This window comes from Streptomyces sp. CLV115 (assembly GCF_038448545.1).
Classification (GTDB): Bacteria; Actinomycetota; Actinomycetes; order Streptomycetales; family Streptomycetaceae; genus Streptomyces; species Streptomyces sanglieri.
Genome location: NZ_JBCEWQ010000059.1, coordinates 12,146 through 30,774 on the forward strand (window position 1 = coordinate 12,146; position 18,629 = coordinate 30,774).

At 71.8% G+C, this 18,629-nt stretch carries 15 protein-coding genes; 8 read left to right on the forward strand and 7 right to left on the reverse strand.

Translation table 11 applies throughout. The features are described 5' to 3' along the window. Position 1 precedes the first annotated feature (1 nt). Positions 2–1,465, reverse strand: coding sequence for an APC family permease (locus tag AADR41_RS21000; protein WP_342282930.1), 1,464 nt, complete (start codon positions 1,463–1,465; stop codon positions 2–4). Positions 1,466–1,604: 139 nt separating this feature from the next. Between AADR41_RS21000 and AADR41_RS21005 the strand changes: the two genes are divergently transcribed. After that, positions 1,605–2,219 (forward strand): TetR/AcrR family transcriptional regulator C-terminal domain-containing protein, encoded by a 615-nt coding sequence (locus AADR41_RS21005; protein WP_342282931.1) that lies wholly within the window; start codon positions 1,605–1,607, stop codon positions 2,217–2,219. A gap of 36 nt (positions 2,220–2,255) precedes the next feature. On the opposite strand, the gene AADR41_RS21010 is transcribed toward AADR41_RS21005, so the two are convergent. Beyond that, the gene (locus AADR41_RS21010) at positions 2,256–5,246 is read right to left on the reverse strand and encodes a bifunctional [glutamine synthetase] adenylyltransferase/[glutamine synthetase]-adenylyl-L-tyrosine phosphorylase (protein ID WP_342282932.1); all 2,991 of its coding nucleotides are present in this window, start codon (positions 5,244–5,246) and stop codon (positions 2,256–2,258) included. A gap of 222 nt (positions 5,247–5,468) precedes the next feature. Between AADR41_RS21010 and AADR41_RS21015 the strand changes: the two genes are divergently transcribed. Beyond that, a complete protein-coding gene (locus tag AADR41_RS21015) occupies positions 5,469–5,987 on the forward strand; it encodes a pyridoxamine 5'-phosphate oxidase family protein (RefSeq protein WP_342282933.1) in 519 nt (172 codons plus the stop codon). On the opposite strand, the gene AADR41_RS21020 is transcribed toward AADR41_RS21015, so the two are convergent. The 5 genes from AADR41_RS21020 to glnA all read right to left on the reverse strand — a co-directional run bounded on the left by AADR41_RS21020 (position 5,980) and on the right by glnA (position 12,304). Beyond that, positions 5,980–6,801 (reverse strand): putative protein N(5)-glutamine methyltransferase, encoded by an 822-nt coding sequence (locus AADR41_RS21020; protein WP_342282934.1) that lies wholly within the window; start codon positions 6,799–6,801, stop codon positions 5,980–5,982. The genes AADR41_RS21015 and AADR41_RS21020 overlap by 8 nt on opposite strands. A gap of 171 nt (positions 6,802–6,972) precedes the next feature. Continuing rightward, a complete protein-coding gene (locus AADR41_RS21025; protein ID WP_342282935.1) occupies positions 6,973–8,001 on the reverse strand; it encodes a TolB family protein in 1,029 nt (342 codons plus the stop codon). Next, positions 7,998–9,296, reverse strand: coding sequence for an MFS transporter (locus tag AADR41_RS21030; protein ID WP_342282936.1), 1,299 nt, complete (start codon positions 9,294–9,296; stop codon positions 7,998–8,000). Before AADR41_RS21030 ends, AADR41_RS21025 begins: the two co-directional genes overlap by 4 nt. Continuing rightward, the gene (locus tag AADR41_RS21035) at positions 9,296–10,642 is read right to left on the reverse strand and encodes a discoidin domain-containing protein (RefSeq protein ID WP_342282937.1); all 1,347 of its coding nucleotides are present in this window, start codon (positions 10,640–10,642) and stop codon (positions 9,296–9,298) included. The genes AADR41_RS21030 and AADR41_RS21035 overlap by 1 nt, the downstream gene beginning before the upstream one ends. Positions 10,643–10,942: 300 nt before the next feature. Beyond that, positions 10,943–12,304 carry a type I glutamate--ammonia ligase gene (gene glnA / locus AADR41_RS21040; RefSeq protein WP_072483343.1) on the reverse strand — a complete coding sequence of 454 codons (1,362 nt, stop codon included), beginning with the start codon at positions 12,302–12,304 and terminating at the stop codon, positions 10,943–10,945. Positions 12,305–12,549: 245 nt separating this feature from the next. On the opposite strand from glnA, the gene AADR41_RS21045 reads away from it, so the two are divergent. The 6 genes from AADR41_RS21045 (at position 12,550) to AADR41_RS21070 (ending at position 18,583) form a co-directional block, all read left to right on the forward strand. Continuing rightward, on the forward strand, positions 12,550–13,245 hold the full coding sequence (locus tag AADR41_RS21045) for a DUF3105 domain-containing protein (protein WP_342282938.1): 696 nt from the start codon (positions 12,550–12,552) through the stop codon (positions 13,243–13,245). Beyond that, positions 13,242–13,976: a DUF305 domain-containing protein gene (locus tag AADR41_RS21050; protein WP_342282939.1), complete on the forward strand. Its 735-nt coding sequence runs from the start codon at positions 13,242–13,244 to the stop codon at positions 13,974–13,976. The genes AADR41_RS21045 and AADR41_RS21050 overlap by 4 nt, the downstream gene beginning before the upstream one ends. A 136-nt stretch (positions 13,977–14,112) precedes the next feature. Continuing rightward, positions 14,113–14,538 carry a CBS domain-containing protein gene (locus tag AADR41_RS21055; RefSeq protein ID WP_342282940.1) on the forward strand — a complete coding sequence of 142 codons (426 nt, stop codon included), beginning with the start codon at positions 14,113–14,115 and terminating at the stop codon, positions 14,536–14,538. A gap of 251 nt (positions 14,539–14,789) precedes the next feature. Beyond that, positions 14,790–14,963, forward strand: coding sequence for a hypothetical protein (locus tag AADR41_RS21060; protein ID WP_342282941.1), 174 nt, complete (start codon positions 14,790–14,792; stop codon positions 14,961–14,963). A gap of 64 nt (positions 14,964–15,027) precedes the next feature. Beyond that, positions 15,028–16,740 (forward strand): multicopper oxidase domain-containing protein, encoded by a 1,713-nt coding sequence (locus AADR41_RS21065; RefSeq protein WP_342282942.1) that lies wholly within the window; start codon positions 15,028–15,030, stop codon positions 16,738–16,740. Between the two features lie 88 nt (positions 16,741–16,828). Further along, positions 16,829–18,583, forward strand: coding sequence for an NAD+ synthase (locus AADR41_RS21070; RefSeq protein ID WP_342282943.1), 1,755 nt, complete (start codon positions 16,829–16,831; stop codon positions 18,581–18,583). Positions 18,584–18,629: the final 46 nt, after the last annotated feature.

Below are 18,629 nucleotides of genomic sequence, written 5' to 3' on the forward strand. Positions count from 1 at the left end.
CTTAGACGGTGGTGGCGGAGGGAGCGGCGGGGGTGGTGACGGGGTCCGGGGACGCGGGCTCGGCGGCGAACCGGGCGTACACCTCGGGCTTGTCGCGCTTCAGCCGGTACGCGAGCGCCAGTCCGGTCAGGAAGACCGCTGGCACCAGCGAGACGAGCACGATGTTCACCCCGGTCGAGGCGCCGGAAAACAGATCGACGTGGTCCGTGACCAGGACGATGGCGGCCGCCAGCAGCACGGCGGCGACGACCGGGGCGACGACGGTACGGAAGGGGCCCTCGCCGTGCTCGAACCGGCGGAAGAACAGCGGTACGGCGATCGCGGCGAGCAGCTGGAGCAGCATCAGGCCGAGCATTCCCGGAGTGTTGACCCAGAGCAGCAGTTGCGCGTACGGGTCGGCGCCGGCCGCCGCGAAGGCGATGACGATCACCGCTCCGAGCGCGATCTGGGCGAGTCCGGCCACGTACGGGGAACGGTGGCGGGAGTGGACGCGGCCGAGCGCCCTGGGCAGCACCCCTTCCTCGGAGAGTGCGAGCCCGTACCGGTTGATGGCGTTGTGGAAGGCGAGCAGCGAGGCGAGGACGCTGGTGACGATCAGGATGTGCATCAGGTCCGCGGCCCAGGAGCCGACGTAGTGGGTGATGGCCGAGAAGAACAGCCCGCCCGGGTCGGTGGCCGCGGCCTCGACGACGTGCGCGTCGCCGAACGCCTGGACGACGGTCCAGACGACGAACGCGTAGAAGAGCCCGAGGAACGCGACGGCGATATAGGTGGCGCGGGGGACGGTACGGTCCGGGTTCCGCGCCTCGCGCCGGTAGATCACCGTGGACTCGAAGCCGGTGAAGGCGGCGAACGCGCAGGCCAGCACGGCCGCCGTGCCGGGTACGAAGACCTTGCCGGGGGTGAACGAGGCGAGCGAGATTCCGTCGGCCCCGCCGTCCAGCAGCACTCCGCCGGCGAGCAGTACGAGGATCCCGGTCTCGGCGACGAGCAGCACCCCGAGGACCTTGGCGCCGAAGTCGATGGAGCGGAAGCCGCCGTACCAGATGAGCAGCAGCCCGGCGAGGGAGACCGGCAGCCAGGGGATGTCGATGCCCCACAGGGCCTGGACGGTGTCGGCGGTGGTGGAGCCGAGCAGCCCGTAGACACCGATCTCCATGCCGTTGTAGCCGAGCATCGCGATCAGGGCGGCGGCGATGCCGACGGGGCGGCCGAGGCCCCGGGTGATGTACGCGTAGAACGCGCCGCCGCTGCGGACGTGGCGGCTCATGGTGGTGAATCCGATGGCGAAGATCGCAAGGGTCACGCCGGCCAGCAGATAGCCGACGGGGGCGCCGATGCCGCCGAGCATGATGGCGATGGGGGCGACTCCGGCCATCACCGTGAGCGGGGCGGCGGCCGAGATGACGAAGAAGGCGATGTCGGCGGTACCGAGGGTGCCTTTTCTGAGGGTTGGCGCTTCCATGCGAAAGGAGAGCCCTTCTGCGACTGGCGGGGCAGGGACCGGTGACCAGAAACCTAAAGGCTTTCGGTTTGCGCAATGTAGCCTCACCTCTGGGCATCCGGGAAGACCTCCCGGCGGACACACGTCAGGAGAACCACGCATGGGACGGCCGCGCACACCGCTGCTGGACCGGGAGCGCATCACCACCGCCGCGCTCGAACTCATCGACGAGAAAGGCGAGTTCAGCGTCCCGCAGATGGCCCGGCGACTCGGGGTGCAGACCGGCTCGGTCTACCACCACGTGGACGGGAGGGGCGGGGTCGTCGAGCTCGTCCGGGAACGGGTGTGCGCCGCGATCGACTCCGCGGTCTTCGACGTGGAGCCCTGGGACGCGGCCATGACGGCCTGGGCCCGCTCCTACCGTGCCGCGTTCGCCGCCCACCCGCGCGCGATCCCGCTGCTGATGACCTCACCGGTGCGCGCCCCGAAGGTCCTGGAGCACTACGAGCGGGCGGTCCGGCTGCTGCTCGGCGTCGGCTTCGCGATGGCCGAGGTGATGACGGTGATCACCGCGCTGGAGAACCTGGTCCTGGGGTCGGCGCTGGACCTGGCGGCTCCGGAGACGATGTGGGAGCTGCCGGACGACACCACGACACCGCGTCTGGCCGAGGCGCTGGCCGCGGTGGGCACGGGCCGGGCGGACGCGGCGTTCGAACTGGCGCTGGACGCGTTCATCGGGCACGCCCGCGCGCTGCTGAACGCGAAGGAGGTGTGACAGGGGCGACCCGGGCGCCCCGCCGTACGCCCCGCCTCACGCCCCGTAGAACCGCTCCTCCATCACCGCCCGCGCCCGCCGGGTGATCCGCCGGTAGTCGTCCAGCATGTCGCCGACGTGACCGGGTTCGTACCCCAGGTACCGCCCCACAGCGGTGAGTTCACGCGGTCCCGACGGGAAGGTGTCGCCCGGCCGGCCGCGTACCAGCATCACCGCGTTGCGCACCCGGGTCGCCAGCACCCATGCCTCGTCCAGCGTCTGCGCGTCCTCGCCGGAGATCAGCTCCGCCGCACAGGCCGCCGCCAGCGCCTCGCGGGTGCGGGTGGTGCGCAGTCCCGGTTCCACCCAGCCGTGCTGCATCTGCATCAGCTGGACGGTCCACTCGACGTCGCTCAGCCCACCGCGCCCCAGCTTGGTGTGGAGCGCGGGATCCGCGCCGCGCGGCAGCCGCTCGGACTCCATCCGGGCCTTCAGCCGCCGGATCTCACGGACCGCGTCCTCCCCCAGGCCCTCCATGGGATAGCGCAGCGGATCGACCAGCTCGATGAACGCGCGGCCCAGTTCCTCGTCGCCCGCGACCGGTTCGGCGCGCAGCAGCGCCTGGCTCTCCCAGACCAGCGACCAGCGCCGGTAGTACGCCTCGTACGATGCCAGCGAACGCACCAGCGGTCCGCTCTTGCCCTCCGGCCGAAGATCCGCGTCGATGATCAACGGCGGGTCCGCGGTGGGCAGTTGGAGCAGCCGGCGCATCTCGGAGACCACCGCGTTCGCGGCCCGGCCGGCCTCCTGCTCGTCGACGCCCTCGCGCGGCGAGTGGACGAACAGCACATCGGCGTCGGAGCCGTAGCCCAGCTCGTGGCCGCCGAAGCGGCCCATGCCGATGACCGCGAAACGGGTGGGGAGGGTGTCACCCCACTGTTCGCGTACGGCGGCGCGCAGGGCGCCCGCGATCGTGACGGCGTTCAGATCGGTGACCGCTGCGCCGACCCGGTCGACCAGCGCCCCCGGGTCCTCCTCGGCGGGCCTGTCCTCCGTGCCGTACGAGCCGATGAGGTCGGCGGCCGTGGTCCGGAACAGCTCGCGCCGCCGCACCCCGCGCACCACCGCGACCGCGGTCTCGGCGTTGTCCGCCCGCCCCACCGCGGCGAGCACCTCCTGCTCCAGGTTCTCCCGGGTGCGCGGCCGCAGCCCCTGCGGGTCGCCGAGCAGCGCCACCGCCTCCGGGGCCCGCAGCAGCAGGTCGGGGGCGAGCCGGCCGGCCGACAGCACCCGGGCGAGGTTCTCCGCCGCCGCGCCCTCGTCCCGCAGCAGCCGCAGGTACCAGGGGGTCTTGCCGAGGGCGTCGGACACCTTGCGGAAGCCGAGCAGCCCGGCGTCCGGATCGGCGGAGTCCGCGAACCAGCCCAGCAGCACCGGGAGCAGGGTGCGCTGGATGGCGGCCTTGCGCGACACCCCGGACGACAGCGCCTCCAGGTGCCGCAGCGCGGCGGCCGGATCGGCGTAGCCGAGCGCTTCGAGCCGGTGCGCGGCCGCCTTCGCGCTGAGCCGGGTCTCCCCCGGCGCGAGCTGGGCGACGGCGTCGAGCAGCGGCCGGTAGAACAGCTTCTCGTGCAGCCGCCGCACCACGGAGGCGTGCCGCTTCCACGCCTGGTTGAGTTCGGTGATCGGGTCGGTGCGCATCCCGAGGGAGCGGCCGATCCGCCGCAGGTCCGGTGCGTCCTCGGGGACGAGGTGGGTGCGGCGCAGCCGGTAGAGCTGGATGCGGTGCTCCATGGCGCGCAGGAAGCGGTAGGCGTCGTCCAGTTGTGCGGCGTCCACCCGGCCCACGTAGCCGCCCTCGGCGAGCGCGCGCAGCGCCTCCAGCGTGGTGCCGCTGCGCAGGGTGGTGTCGCTGCGGCCGTGCACCAACTGCAGCAGCTGTACGGCGAATTCGACGTCCCGCAGCCCGCCGGGGCCGAGCTTGATCTCGCGGTCGACGCGGTCGGCGGGGATGTTGTCGACGACGCGGCGGCGCATCTTCTGCACGTCGGGGACGAAGTTCTCGCGGTCCGCGGCCTGCCACACCAGCGGCGAGACGGCCTCGACGTACTCCGCGCCGAGTTCGGGGTCGCCGGCCACCGGCCGGGCCTTGAGCAGTGCCTGGAACTCCCAGGTCTTGGCCCAGCGCTGGTAGTACGCGAGGTGGGAGGAGAGGGTCCGCACCAGGGGGCCGTTGCGGCCCTCGGGGCGGAGGTTGGCGTCGACGGGCCAGATGGTGCCCTCGACGGTCGTGTCGGAACAGATCCGCATCATGTGCGCGGCCAGCCTCGTGGCGGCCTGTACGGCGTCGCTCTCCTCGTGGCCGTCGACCGGTTCCATCACGAAGATGACGTCGACGTCGGAGACGTAGTTCAGCTCGTGCCCGCCGCACTTGCCCATCGCGATCACGGCCAGCCGGCAGCGGGCGGCGTCGGCGGGCGCCGCCGTACGGGCGATGGCGAGCGCCGCCCGCAGGGTCGCGGTGGCCAGGTCGGCCAGTTCGGCGGCGGCCTCGGCGACGTCCGTCGTCCCGCACACGTCACGGGCCGCTATCGACAGCAGGCACCGGCGGTAGGCGACGCGCAGCGAGTCCGGGTCGTCGGCCCCGGCGAGCCCCTGCTCGAACTCGGCCACGCCGGGGTGGAGGTCGGTGGCCTCGTAGGTGACCAGGGCCTGCCAGTCGCGGGGGTGGCGGGCGAGGTGGTCGCCGAGCGCCTCGGACGCGCCGAGCACCCCGAGCAGCCGGTCCCGCAGCGGTTTGGCGGTGATGAGCGTGTCCAGCAGGATCTGCCGTTCGTCCGCCTCCTCGGCCTCCACCAGCCGCACCAGCCCGTTCAGGGCCAGATCCGGGTCGGCGGTGGCGCCCAGGGCTTCGAGCAGCACCGGGTCGGAGCGTACGGACGACAGATCGGGCAGGTCCAGCAGCCGCTCGGCGGCGGAGGGGTCGGTGAAGCCGTGCCGCAGCAGTCGGGTGAACGTGCTGCTCCTGCGCCCCGGCACCGTCGTCATTCCGTGCTCTCCCGCTCGCCGCCACACACAATCCAGCGCTCCGAGCTTACGGCCTTCCCCGGCGGCGGGGAGTGGGCCGGCGAGGCCCTGCGGCCCCTCTCCGAGGAATCCGGAGGGCGTGTCCCGAGGATTTCGGAGGGCGTGTCCCGATGATTTCGGAGCGCGTGCGCAGTCCTCACTTCACAGGCACGATCATTTCCACGACCGGACCGGGAGGCCCACATGCCAGGATTCGAACCCTTCGCCGAGCTGGATCCCGACTACAGCGAGGCGGGCGCTACGGCCTGCCCGTGGCCGGTGGCGAGGGAGCTGCTGACCGGGGCGGAGGTGTACTGGCTGTCCACGGTGCGTCCCGGCGGACGCCCGCACGTCACTCCGCTGATCGGGGTGTGGGCGGACGACGCGCTGCACTTCGCCACCGGCGCCGAGGAACGCAAGGCCCTGAATCTGGCCGCCAACCCCGAAGTGGTGCTGACGACCGGAACCGGGGACAACACCATGTCGAAGGGGCTGGATGTGGTGATCGAGGGCCGGGCCGAGCGGGTGACGGACCAGGCGCCGCTGAACCGGCTGGCCGCGGCCTGGGAGGCGAAGTACGGCCCGCAGTGGCACTTCGACGTCCGGGACGGCGCCTTCGTGAACGCGGGCCATACGGCCCTGGTCTTCCAGGTGCGCCCCCGCAAGGCCTTCGGCTTCGGCAGGGGCGCCCACTTCAGCCAGACCCGGTGGCGGTTCAGCTGATCAGCGGCGGACGGACCTCAGCCGCCCGGCCGGGCCTGGTGGCGACGACGACGGTCGCGTACAGCTCGTCGGAGGTGACCACGCGCGGGATCAGGCCGCTGCGGGCGACGGTCTCCTCGGCCCGTGCCGCCTGCCGTTCGCTCGTCTCGACCAGCAGATGCCCGCCCGGTGCCAGCCACCTCGGGGCCTCGGCGGCGACCCGGCGCAGGACGTCGAGGCCGTCCGCGCCGCCGTCCAGCGCCACCCGCGGTTCGTGGATCCGGGCCTCCGGGGGGAGCAGTTCGACGTCGGACGTGGGTACGTACGGCACATTGGCGAGCAGGATCTCCACCCGGCCGCGCAGCGAGGCGGGCAACGGCTCGAAGAGGTCGCCCTCGTACACCTGGCCCGCGTCACCGATGTTGCGGCGGGCGCACCGCACGGCGGCGGGTTCGACGTCCGCGGCGTGGAGTTCGGCCCGGCCCAGCGTCGCGGCGAGCGCGGCGCCGAGGGCTCCGGAGCCGCAGCACAGGTCGACGACGACCGCACCCGGACCGGCGAGGGCTGCGGCCTGCCGGACCAGGAACTCGGTGCGGCGGCGGGGTACGAAGACGCCGGGGCCGACGGCGATCCGCAGGCCGTCGAACTCGGCCCAGCCGAGGACGTGTTCCAGGGGCAGTCCGGCGACCCGCCGTTCGACCATGGCGGCGGTCTCGGCGGGGCCGGCGGCGGTGGCGAGGATCAGTTCCGCCTCGTCCTCGGCGAATACGCAGCCGGCGGCGCGGAGCGCGGGGACGATGGTGGCAAGGGTGAGCGGTGAAGCGGTGACCGACATGTGCGGAGCCTTTCGGGAAAGCCGATGGGCGCTCCGCGGTCGACTATGTCGGGTCGACCACGCGTTCGCGAGAGCTGAGCACCCAGCCTGATACAGCGGTAATGGGTCTCACCTCCTCGGTCGGCCCCCGTGTGGGGATGCGTCACATTACACCTGCCGGGGGAACATCGTTCAGCCCGCCACCGCGACCGGTGACGATCCTCCCCTCACGGCCACGCGCGGTGTCCCCGTGCCGTCGGCCGGAACGGTCCAGATGTCGCTTCCCCGGCCGTCCCCGCCGGGCAGTGCGTAGGCGAGCGTGCTGTCGTCCAGCCAGGCCGCCTGGTCGTCGACGCTGTGCTTCTCGGCGAGCGGCGTCTCCCGCATGGTCCGCAGGTCCAGGACGTACAGCCGCCAGGGCGCGGCCGCGTCGTCGGAGACCTTCTTCTTGAAGGCGAGCCGGGTGTTGTCGGGCGACAGGGAGGGGCATTCGACGTTCTGCCGGAGCGCCTTCGCCGTCCAGTCCCGCATGTTCCCCTCGACGAGGTGGGTGCGGCCCTTGGTGGAGACGGTCGCGTAGAAGCGGTTGTCGTCGCGGGCGAAGGTCACGCCCCAGTAGTTGACGTCGGGGGCGTGGTAGCGGGCGCCGTCGATGGTGAGCTGGATGTTCTCCATGGACTTGATGAGGTAGCCGGTGCGCAGATCGAGGATGGCGGTGCGGGTGGAGAAGGACGTGGTGGCGTACGAGTCGCCGGTCGCGAACACCGTCCAGGACACCATCCGCCCGGACGCCGAGACCCGGGCGCGGGTGGGCACGCCCGGCACGGTGATCCGGCGCTTCTCGCGCAGCCGCCGGTCGAGGACGATCGCGTACGTCCTGGGCAGCACCCCGGGTTTGGCGCGCAGGCAGAGCGCGCCTTCGCCGGAGGCGTAGAACCGGTCGCAGGCGGGGCCGCCGCGGGTACGGGTGCCGCCGCCGGTCCGGGCGGCGGTGAGCGGCTGGTGGGCGACCCGCCCGCCGGCCGTGTCCCGGAAGTACAGCGCGGGCCCGCCGAGGGCGAACGAGGCGTCGGCCTCGGTCCGTCGGTCCTTCGTCCGCTGCTCGGCGTGCATCACGTACCCGACGGAGCCGCCCGCGAGGAGCAGCACCGCGGCCACCACGACGGCGATCCTGGCCCGGGGGCCCAGCGGGGTCGCGGGTTTCGGGAACCTGGCACTCATGCGGTCCGCCTTTCGGGGATCTGGGCTTGCGGCTGTCCGGGGGCCGGGGTGCCGGACGGGTCGCGCGGCAGCAGCGCCCAGCCGCCGGCGAGGGCGGCGAGCAGGGCCGAGAGCGCCGCCCACAGTGCGGGGCCCGGCCCCCACAGGGTCCAGGCGGCGCCGAAGCCCGCCGCGGCGAGCAGCCGGGCCAGTGCCTGTCCGGTCTGGAGCACGGCGAGTCCGCCCGCCCGCCCGTCGATGGGCAGCACGGGTCCGGCGAGGGCCATCAGCACCCCGTCGGTGGTGGCGTAGAAGACCCCGAGCAGTACGAGGACGGGTACGAGGAGGAGCAGGGCCGGGCCGCCGAGCGGGGCGAGGAGCGTGGCGTACACGCCGAGCAGGGCGAGGTGTCCGTACAGGAAGGGCAGCCGTCGGCCGACCCGGTCCGCGATCCGGCCGGCCGGGATCGCCAGCAGCAGGTAGCAGGCCGCCGCGCCGAGCGGCAGCAACGGGAACCAGCTGACGGGGAGGTCGAGCCGGTCCTGGAGCAGGAGGTAGACGAAGGCGTCGCCGATGGTGGCGGCACCGAGCAGGGAGGCGGCGGCCAGGATCCGCCGGAAGGCGGGATCGCGGAGCGCCTGGAACGGCTTGCGCCTGCGGGGTGCCGGGCGCACCGGCGGGGCAGGTTGCTGCCCGGGGACGTACAGGACGAGGAGCAGTACCCCGAGCAGGCCGACGCAGAAGCTGACGACGAACACCGCGTCGTAGGCGTCGGCGGTCGCCCAGAGCAGGGCGAACGCGGCGAGCGGGCCCAGCAGGGCGCCCGTGGTGTCCATCGCCCGGTGCACGCCGAAGGACCGGCCGAGCGTCTCGGGCGGGCTGCTCAGGGTGATCAGCGCGTCGCGGGGTGCGGTGCGGATGCCCTTGCCGACCCGGTCGGTGGCCAGGGCGGCCGCGATCTGGGGGGTGGCGCCGCCCGCGAGGAGCAGGCCGAGCCGGGAGAGGGCGGAGAGGGCGTAGCCGAGCCCGGCGACCCGTTTGTGTCCGCGGCCGCGGTCGGCGGCGTACCCGCCGACCAGTCGTACGACGGCGGCCACACCGTTGAACAGGCCGTCCAGGAAGCCGAATTGGAGGGGTGAGAGACCCAGTCCGAGGACCAGGTAGAGCGGCAGCACCGCGGTGACCATCTCGGAGGAGATGTCGGTGACGAGGCTGACCGTGCCGAGTGCCAGGACGGTGCCGGGGACACGCCGGCCCGCCCCGCCGGAGCGGGGTCGGACCGGTGTGTCGCGGCGGCCTGTGGTCGCCAGGTACATCAGTGGCAGGTGTACTTCGGGCTGGTGTCCTTGGTCTTGTTGTCGGTGCCGACGTAGTTCCAGCTGTAGCCGGAGTCGGTGAAGTCCATCTTCAGGACGCCGTATTCACCGCTGATCCGCTTCTGGCTGTTGGGCTGGACCTCCTCGATGGGGTAGGGCTCGGCGCCGCCCATCCCGCCGACGATCTCGGTGATCCCGTCGGCGACGGCCTTCCCGTCGGGGTTCTGCGGGGCGAACCGCTCGTAGTGGTGGTCGTGCCCGTTGAGCACCAGGTCGGCCTTGGCCCCGTAGAGGATCTTCCAGACCGGCCTGCTGACCGGGTCGTTGCCGTGTCCGCCCGAGGAGTACAGCGGGTGGTGCCAGTAGGCGGCGATGCACGCCTTGCTGTTCTTGGCGAGGTCCGCCTTGAGCCAGTCGATCTGGGCGCTCTTGTCGAAGGAGTTGGAGTCGAGGGCGATGAAGTGCCAGTTGCCCTCGTCGTAGCTGTAGTAGGTCTTGCCCTGGGGGTAGGCGATGTCCCCGAAGTAGGCCTTGTAGCCGGCCAGCGCGCCGGCCGGGTCGTACGTCTCGTGGTTGCCCGGCACCGGACGCGTCTTGGCCTTGAAGGCGCCCCAGGTCTTGTCGTAGTAGTTGCGGAAGTCGGAGATCCGGGCGTCGTCGTACTGGCTGTCGCCCATCGTCAGATAGAACTTCGGGTCGATCTTCTTGGCCAGTGCGGCGGTCTTGGGGTGGGCGCAGTCGCTGTCGGACGCGGTGCACTGGGCGGCGATGTCACCGGCGGCGACCACGGTGAAGGCACCGGTCTGCGGCGGCTGGCCGCCGAGCGTGCCGTACACCTCGAACTCGTACAGCGAGTAGCCGTAGGCGGTGGCGCGTGCGGTGCCGTACACGCGCAGGTAGCGGCCCTTCCCGGTGAGGGCGGGCCAGTCGTCGGTGCCGCCGTCGCCGGCCGTCTCGTCGGCGAGCCGGGTCCAGTTGGTGCCGTCGGCGGAGATCTCGATCCGGTACGCCTTGGCGTACGCGTCCTCCCAGCTCAGCTTCACCCGCGTGACGTCGGCGGTGGCACCGAGGTCGACGCTCAGCCACTGGGGGTCCTTGCCCTCGACGCTGGCCCAGCGGGTGGCGGGGTCGCCGTCGAAGGCGTTCTGCGGTCCGAGGCCGGAGCTTTCCTCGGAGGAGGAGGTGGCGGTCTTGCCGCCCGAGATGAGGGGGTCGGCGGCGGCGCCGGCCCGGTCGGGGTAGGCGAGCAACAGGCCGCCCACGAGGACGAGTACGGCGGCGATGACCACGCCCACCGTACGGCGCCGCGTGGGCGTGAGAAGCAGAGCTGAGCCGTTCGGATGCATCCCTGGACTCCTGGCCTTGTGGGGGTGGCGAGAGCTGGGCATCGGTGCGTGGCCCCGCGTCCGGCCCGGGGCGCGGGCAGGGGCGGGGTCGTGGTGGCCGGGCCAGAGCTCTCACTGAGCGCGTCATGCCTGGGTAGCGGGGCACCGCGCCGAGCCACCGCCGGGAATGCTAGCGAACAGGAAAGTTTCCTACCAGTCCCCCAACTGGCTTCGTTCCGCGCCGGGTTCGGCGCCCCGGCCCCTCGACGCACTCCGGGCCGGAGGCGCACCGCCTCCGGCCCGGATGTCACCGCGTCGCGGTCACAGCACCGGCAGCAGCGCCTTCAGCTCGAAGGCGGTGACCTCGGAGCGGTACTCCTCCCACTCCTGCTTCTTGTTGCGCAGGAAGAAGTCGAAGACGTGTTCGCCGAGCGTCTCGGCGACCAGTTCGCTCTTCTCCATCAGTGCGATCGCCTCGCCCAGGTTCTGCGGCAGCGGCTCGATGCCCATCGCGCGGCGCTCCGCGTCGGACAGCGCCCAGACGTCGTCGTCGGCGCCGGCCGGGAGTTCGTAGCCCTCCTCTATGCCCTTGAGGCCCGCGGCGAGCAGCACCGCGTACGTCAGGTAGGGGTTGGCGCCGGAGTCGATGGAGCGGACCTCCACCCGGGCGGAGCCGGTCTTGCCGGGCTTGTACATCGGGACGCGGATGAGCGCGGAGCGGTTGTTGTGGCCCCAGCAGATGTACGAGGGGGCCTCGCCGCCGGCGCCCGCGGCGCGGGAGGAGCCGCCCCAGATGCGCTTGTAGGAGTTGACCCACTGGTTGGTGACGGCGGAGATCTCCGCGGCGTGGGTGAGCAGGCCGGCGATGAAGGAGCGGCCGACCTTGGAGAGCTGGTACTCGGCGCCCGACTCGTAGAAGGCGTTGCGGTCGCCCTCGAAGAGCGAGAGGTGGGTGTGCATGCCCGAGCCGGGGTACTCGGAGAACGGCTTCGGCATGAACGTCGCCTGCACGCCCTGCTCCAGCGCGACCTGCTTCATCACCAGGCGGAAGGTCATGATGTTGTCGGCGGTGGAGAGCGCGTCCGCGTACCGCAGGTCGATCTCCTGCTGGCCGGGAGCGCCCTCGTGGTGGCTGAACTCGACCGAGATGCCCATGGATTCGAGCATGGTGATCGCCTGGCGGCGGAAGTCCATGCCGACGTTCTGCGGGGTGTGGTCGAAGTAGCCGGAGCTGTCGGCGGGGGTGGGGCGGCTGCCGTCGACCGGCTTGTCCTTCAGCAGGAAGAACTCGATCTCCGGGTGGGTGTAGAAGGTGAAGCCCAGGTCGGAGGTCTTGGCGAGGATGCGCTTGAGGACGTAGCGCGGGTCGGCGAAGGAGGGCGAGCCGTCGGGCATCAGGATGTCGCAGAACATCCGGGCCGTGCCGGGGGCCTCCGCCCGCCACGGCAGGATCTGGAACGTGCCCGGGTCCGGCTTGGCGATCATGTCGGACTCGTACACCCGGGCGAAGCCCTCGATGGCCGAGCCGTCGAAGCCGATGCCCTCGTCGAACGCCTGCTCCAGTTCCGCAGGGGCGACCGCGACGGATTTGAGGTAGCCCAGGACATCGGTGAACCACAGCCGTACAAAGCGGATGTCGCGCTCCTCAAGTGTCCTGAGGACGAATTCCTGCTGCTTGTCCATAGCCACATCCTTGCAGTTCAGACGGTCCGTGCACCACCGCCCGGGGTAGGGGAGAAGCTCCAGTATCACGACCCGGGATTTCACCCAGATTACGCACACGACGTGAGATGGAGCACCCGGCCACCCACTACGATCGGCGCCCACGGCGCGCACGGGGTGGCACGCCTTCGTGACGTCCCCGCGCACGCCGGTTTCCCGGCCTTCGGCCTGTCCGTCCCCGCCCCTTCCCAGAAGGACCTGACGACATGAGTTTCGACCCCAGGACCCCCATGGCCCAGCCGCACGACACCCACCGCGCGCGGCAGCGCCGCGACCGTGCCCTGGCCATAAGCCTGAGCGTGCTCGTGGTCGTGGGGCTGGTCGGGTTCGGCTCGTACCTGGTGCTGACCAAGTCCGAGGCGTCCGAGCAGAAGCAGGCCGCCCCGGCGACGGACGGCAAGGCGCCCTCCGACGACAAGGCGCCCTCGGACGGGCAGCAGGCTCCCGCCGACGGGCCGATCGAGGGACTGCGGACCTGGGACGCGAAGAAGCTGACCCGCAACCACGTCACCGGGACCGTCGCCTACCCGATGAAGCCGCCGGTGGGCGGTGACCACAACCCCGTATGGATGAACTGCGACGGCGAGGTCTACAAGAAGGCGATCCCCGATGTGAACGCCGTGCACGCGCTGGAGCACGGATCGGTCTGGGTGACATACACCGACAGGGCCCCGGCCGCCGATGTGGCGAAGCTGGCCGAGCGGGTCGGCCGGACGCCCTACTCGCTGATGAGCCCGTACGAGGGCCAGGCCGGAACCATCATGCTGACCGCCTGGGGGAACCAGGTGACCGTGGACGGTGCCGACGACCCGCGGGTCGACCGGTTCTTCTCGAAGTTCGTGCAGGGTCCGCAGACCCCCGAGCCCGGTGCGACGTGCACGGGCGGGCTGGGGGCGCAGTGACCGCCGGGAAGCGCCGCGGCCGGCGCGTCGAGTGGGTGGCGGGCTCCGCCGTGGCGCTCGCACTGCTGTTCGCGGGGGTGGCGACGGTCGCCTCCGCGCGCGGCGGGGCGGACGGGGCCGACCGGGCGGCCGCCGCCCCGCACCCGCCCGCGGCGGACTCGGCGGACGCCGGTTTCGCCCGTGACATGGCGGTCCACCACCAGCAGGCGGTGGAGATGTCCTTCATCGTGCGTGACCGCACGAAGGACGAGGAGGTGCGCCGGCTCGCCTACGACATCGCCAACACGCAGGCCAATCAGCGCGGCATGCTGCTCGGCTGGCTGGATCTGTGGGAGCTGCCGAAGACGACCGCCGCAGAGCCGATGGGCTGGATGGCGGCCGGGCACGAGGGGCACTCGGCGAAGGGCATGGACGGGACGGCGGGCATGGACGGGATGGCGGGCATGGGGACCGGCTACCGGGCCCATGACGGCTCCCTCATGCCCGGCATGGCCACCAGGACCGAGCTGGACCGGCTCCGGAAGGCGAGCGGCAGGGCGGCCGAGATCCGGTACCTCCGGCTGATGACCGAACACCACAGGGGCGGCATCGACATGGCGCGCGGCTGCGCCCGGCTCTGCACGGTGAAGGCCGAGAAGCGGCTCGCCCGCGGGATGGCCGAGGCCCAGCAGTCGGAGCTGGACGAGATGGCCCGGCTGCTGGCGGCGCGCGGGTCCGCACCCCGTTCCTGAGGAATTCCCGGGTACGCGACCCGGCCGCAGGTGCACCCGAACGGGTGATAGCGGTCGCGTCCCCCGAACGGGCCCATGACGATGGGTTCGCTCGGGGTCGTACAGCATGCCCATCGGCACGCAGGAGGAATCCCCCATGACCACCGCCAAGGACATCATGCACACCGGGGCCACGTGGATCCCCGCGCACGAGACGCTCGACCGGGCCGCGCAGCTGATGCGTGACCACAAGGTCGGGGCGTTGCCCATCTCGGCCAACGGCGAGCAGGACCGGATGATCGGCATCCTCACGGACCGCGACATCGTGGTCGGCTGTGTGGCGATGGGCCACGATCCGTCGAAGATGACGGCGGGCGACCTCGCCCAGGGCACCCCTCGCTGGATCGATTCGGAGGCCGGCGTGGAGATGGTTCTGGAGGAGATGCAGACCCATCGGATCCGCCGGCTCCCGGTGGTCGAGAACAAGATGCTGATCGGCATGATCAGCGAGGCCGACCTGGCGCAGCACCTCACCGAGGAGCAGATCGCCGGCTGGGCGGAGAAGGTCTACGCCCGCGGCTGACCCGCCGCACCGGCTCGGCCCGGCAGCCCGGCGGCCCGGCGCCCGAGGCCCGGGAAACCGGCGGCCCGGCGCCCACGACCCGGCATCCCCTGCCGAAGGCTCCCCCGTCCGGACCGGCCCCCCGCCGGGTCCGGACGGGAGCCCGGAGGGGGTGTCGGGCCATGCCGCGTGCCCGCCCCGCCGGGCCCCGTACCGCCGCGGCGATACGTTTCTGCGCGCGAGGGATACCCGGCGGGGGTAGGGTGCTCGACATGACCCTGAGTGGATGTGCGACATACGGACAGTTGTTGCTGTTCGTCTCGCTGCTCATCGGGATCCTCTGCCTCCTCAGGGGCGTCGCGGCACGGGACGCGCCGCCGCCGCCGGGGCAGGATCCCCGGCCGGAAGTGACCCGACCGGCCCCGTTGTCGGTACTGCGCATATAGAAGGGGCGCCTCCCCCTCCCCCAGCAGACCGAAATACCGACAACACCCCGAGGTGCACCCCGTCATGCGCACTCCACCCACCCGACGCGCCGTGCTCGGCGCCGCTGTCGCCACTGCCGGTTCGGCGGTACTGGCCGCGTGCTCCGGCGAATCCGACACGGGCCGCGGCGGCAAGAAGACCGGTAGCGCGAACGCCGGTGGCACCAGCCACGGCGGCACAGAACACGGGGCCTCCCCCGGCGGGAGGTCCGAGGGCGAGCACGCCTCCCCCGGCGGGAGGTCCGAGGGCAAGTACGTCTCCCCCGGCGGGAAGGAGGTCGCGGCGGCCGAGGCCGCGCGCGGCTCGGGCCCCGTGCGGAAGGTCGACCTCGTCGCCACTCCGTCCCGGCTCGACCTGGGCGGCGGGCTCATCGTCGGCTCCTGGGCGTACGGCGCCCGCCTGCCCGGCAAGGAGCTCCGGGTCACGATGGGCGACACCCTGGCGCTCACCCTCGCCAACCATCTGCCGGAGGAAACGTCTCTGCACTGGCACGGCCTCAATGTGCGCAACGACATGGACGGCGTGCCCGATGTGACCCAGGCCCCCATCAAACCCGGCGCCGAATTCGCCTACCGCTTCACCGTGCCGCACGCCGGGACGTACTGGTTCCACCCGCACACCGGAGTCCAGCAGGACCGCGGACTGTACGCGCCGCTGATCGTCGACGACCCGAGGGAGCCGCTCAAGTACGACAGGGAGTGGGTCGTCGTGCTGGACGACTGGGTCGACGGGGTGGCCGGTTCGACGCCGGACTCGGTGCTGTACGAACTCAGCCACGGCAAGGGCGGGATGCACCACGGCAGCGCGAGCGGCTCCGGCGGACACGGCTCCCCCGCCAAACCCGCCAAGCCCAAGGGCCGCACCGGCCCCACTCGGCTGGCCGAGGGCTCCTACAGCGAGCTGCTCGACAGCCACGGGGGCGACGTCGCCTACCCGTACTACCTGATCAACGGCCGCACCCGGAAGTTCCCCACGTCCTTCGCCGCGAAGCCCGGCGACCGGATCCGGCTGCGCATCATCAACGCGGGCGGCGACACCGCCTTCCGGGTGGCGCTCGGCGGACACCGGATGACGATCACCCACACCGACGGCTACCCGGTCCGGCACCGGACGACGGACGCCCTGCTGCTGGGCATGGGCGAGCGCTACGACGTGGTGGTCACCGCCGGGGACGGGGTGTTCCCGCTGACCGCGCTCGCGGAGGGCAAGAACGCCACGGCGCTGGCCCTGCTCCGCACCGGGAAGGGGACTGCACCCACCGCGACCGTACGGCCCAGGGAGCTGGACGGAGAGCTGGTGGAGGCGTACGGGCTGTGGCCCGACCCGTCCATGGAGCTGTCCCGGCGCAAGCCCGACCGGATCCACCGGTTCAAGCTGACCGGCAACATGCGGGCGTACAACTGGGCCTTCGACCACACCCCGTACGACCCCCACCAGCGCCACCCGGTGTGGGCGGGCGAGCGGGTCAGACTGGAGTTCTACAACGCCACGGAGATGTGGCACCCGATCCATCTGCACGGGCACTCCTTCGGCGTGGTCGGCCCGGCCGGGCGGCGCCACGAGGCCACCGAGCGGGGCAGGGCCGAATGGGCGCGCAAGGACACCGCGATCGTCCGGCCGAACAGCTCCCTGGCCGTCGAGTTCGACGCGAACAACCCGGGACTGTGGATGCTGCACTGCCACAACATCTACCACTCGGACGTGGGCATGATGACGGTCCTCGGCTACCGCCACTGACCCCCCCCGAACCGGTCCTGGCGGGCCGCGGCCGTGATACCGCGGCCCGCCAGGACATTGCGTCAGTCAGACGATTACACTGGTGCGCGTGCCTCAACTACGTCTCGCACTGAATCAGATCGACTCGACCGTCGGTGACCTCGCCGGCAACTCCGAGGCGATCGTCCACTGGACCCGGCACTCCGCCGAACAGGGCGCCCATCTGGTGGCGTTCCCGGAGATGGTGCTGACCGGCTACCCCGTCGAGGACCTGGCCCTGCGCTCGTCCTTCGTCGAGGCCTCCCGGCAGGCGCTGCGCGCGCTCGCGGCCCGGCTCGACGCCGAGGGCTTCGGGGAGCTGCCGGTCGTGGTCGGCTACCTCGACCGCTCCGAGACGGCCCAGCCGCGCTACGGCCAGCCGGCCGGTTCCCCCCGGAACGCCGCTGCGGTGCTGCACCGCGGGCAGGTCGCGCTGACCTTCGCCAAGCACCACCTCCCCAACTACGGCGTCTTCGACGAGTTCCGGTACTTCGTGCCGGGCGACTCGATGCCGGTGGTGCGCGTGCACGGCGTCGATGTGGCGCTCGCGATCTGCGAGGACCTCTGGCAGGACGGCGGCCGGGTGCCGGCCGCCCGGGCCGCCGGTGCCGGGCTGCTGCTGTCGATCAACGCCTCGCCGTACGAGCGGGACAAGGACGACACCCGGCTGGAACTGGTCCGCAAGCGGGCCCAGGAGGCGGGCTGCACCACCGCGTACCTGGCGATGATCGGCGGCCAGGACGAGCTGGTCTTCGACGGCGACTCGATCGTCGTCGACCGGGACGGCGAAGTGATCGCCCGTGCCCCGCAGTTCGCCGAGGGCAGCGTCGTACTCGACCTGGAGCTGCCGGCGGCCGCCGCCGAGCCGCCGTCCGGGGTGGTCAACGACGGGCTGCGGATCGACCACGTGGTGCTCTCCGAGGAGCCGCTCCCCGCGTACCCCGCGGAGCTGGCCGGCGGCTACGCCGAGCGGCTGGACGACGACGAGGAGCTGTACTCCGCGCTGGTCGTGGGCCTGCGGGCGTACGCCGCCAAGAACGGCTTCAGCAGTGTGCTGATCGGCCTCTCCGGCGGGATCGACTCGGCGCTGGTCGCGGCGATCGCCTGCGACGCGCTGGGCGCGCAGAACGTGTACGGCATCTCGATGCCGTCGAAGTACTCCTCGGACCACTCCAAGGGCGACGCGGCCGAGCTGGCCCGCCGCACCGGGCTGAACTTCCGCACCGTACCGATCGAGCCGATGTTCGACGCGTACATGGGCTCGCTGGGGCTCACCGGTCTCGCCGAGGAGAACCTCCAGGCGCGGCTGCGCGGCACGACGCTGATGGCCGTCTCCAACCAGGAGGGCCAGATCGTCCTCGCGCCGGGCAACAAGTCCGAGCTGGCGGTCGGCTACTCGACGCTGTACGGCGACGCGGTCGGGGCGTACGGCCCGATCAAGGACGTCTACAAGACGTCGGTCTTCCGTCTGGCGAAGTGGCGCAACCGGGCCGCCGAGGAGCGCGGGCAGATCCCGCCGATCCCGGAGGCGTCCATCACCAAGCCGCCCAGCGCAGAACTGCGCCCGGGGCAGGTCGACACGGACTCGCTGCCCGACTACGACGTACTGGACCGGATCCTGGAGCTGTACGTCGACCGGGACCAGGGTCTGGACGAGATCGTCGCGGCCGGCTTCGACCGGGCGCTGGTGGCGAAGACACTGCGGATGGTGGACACGGCCGAGTACAAGCGCCGGCAGTACCCGCCGGGCACGAAGATCTCTCCGAAGGGCTTCGGCAAGGACCGGCGGCTGCCGATCACCAACCGGTGGCGCGAGTCGGGCTGAGCGGGACGACGGCGTGGCGCCCCGGCTGATCCGGGTCGCCGCGCCA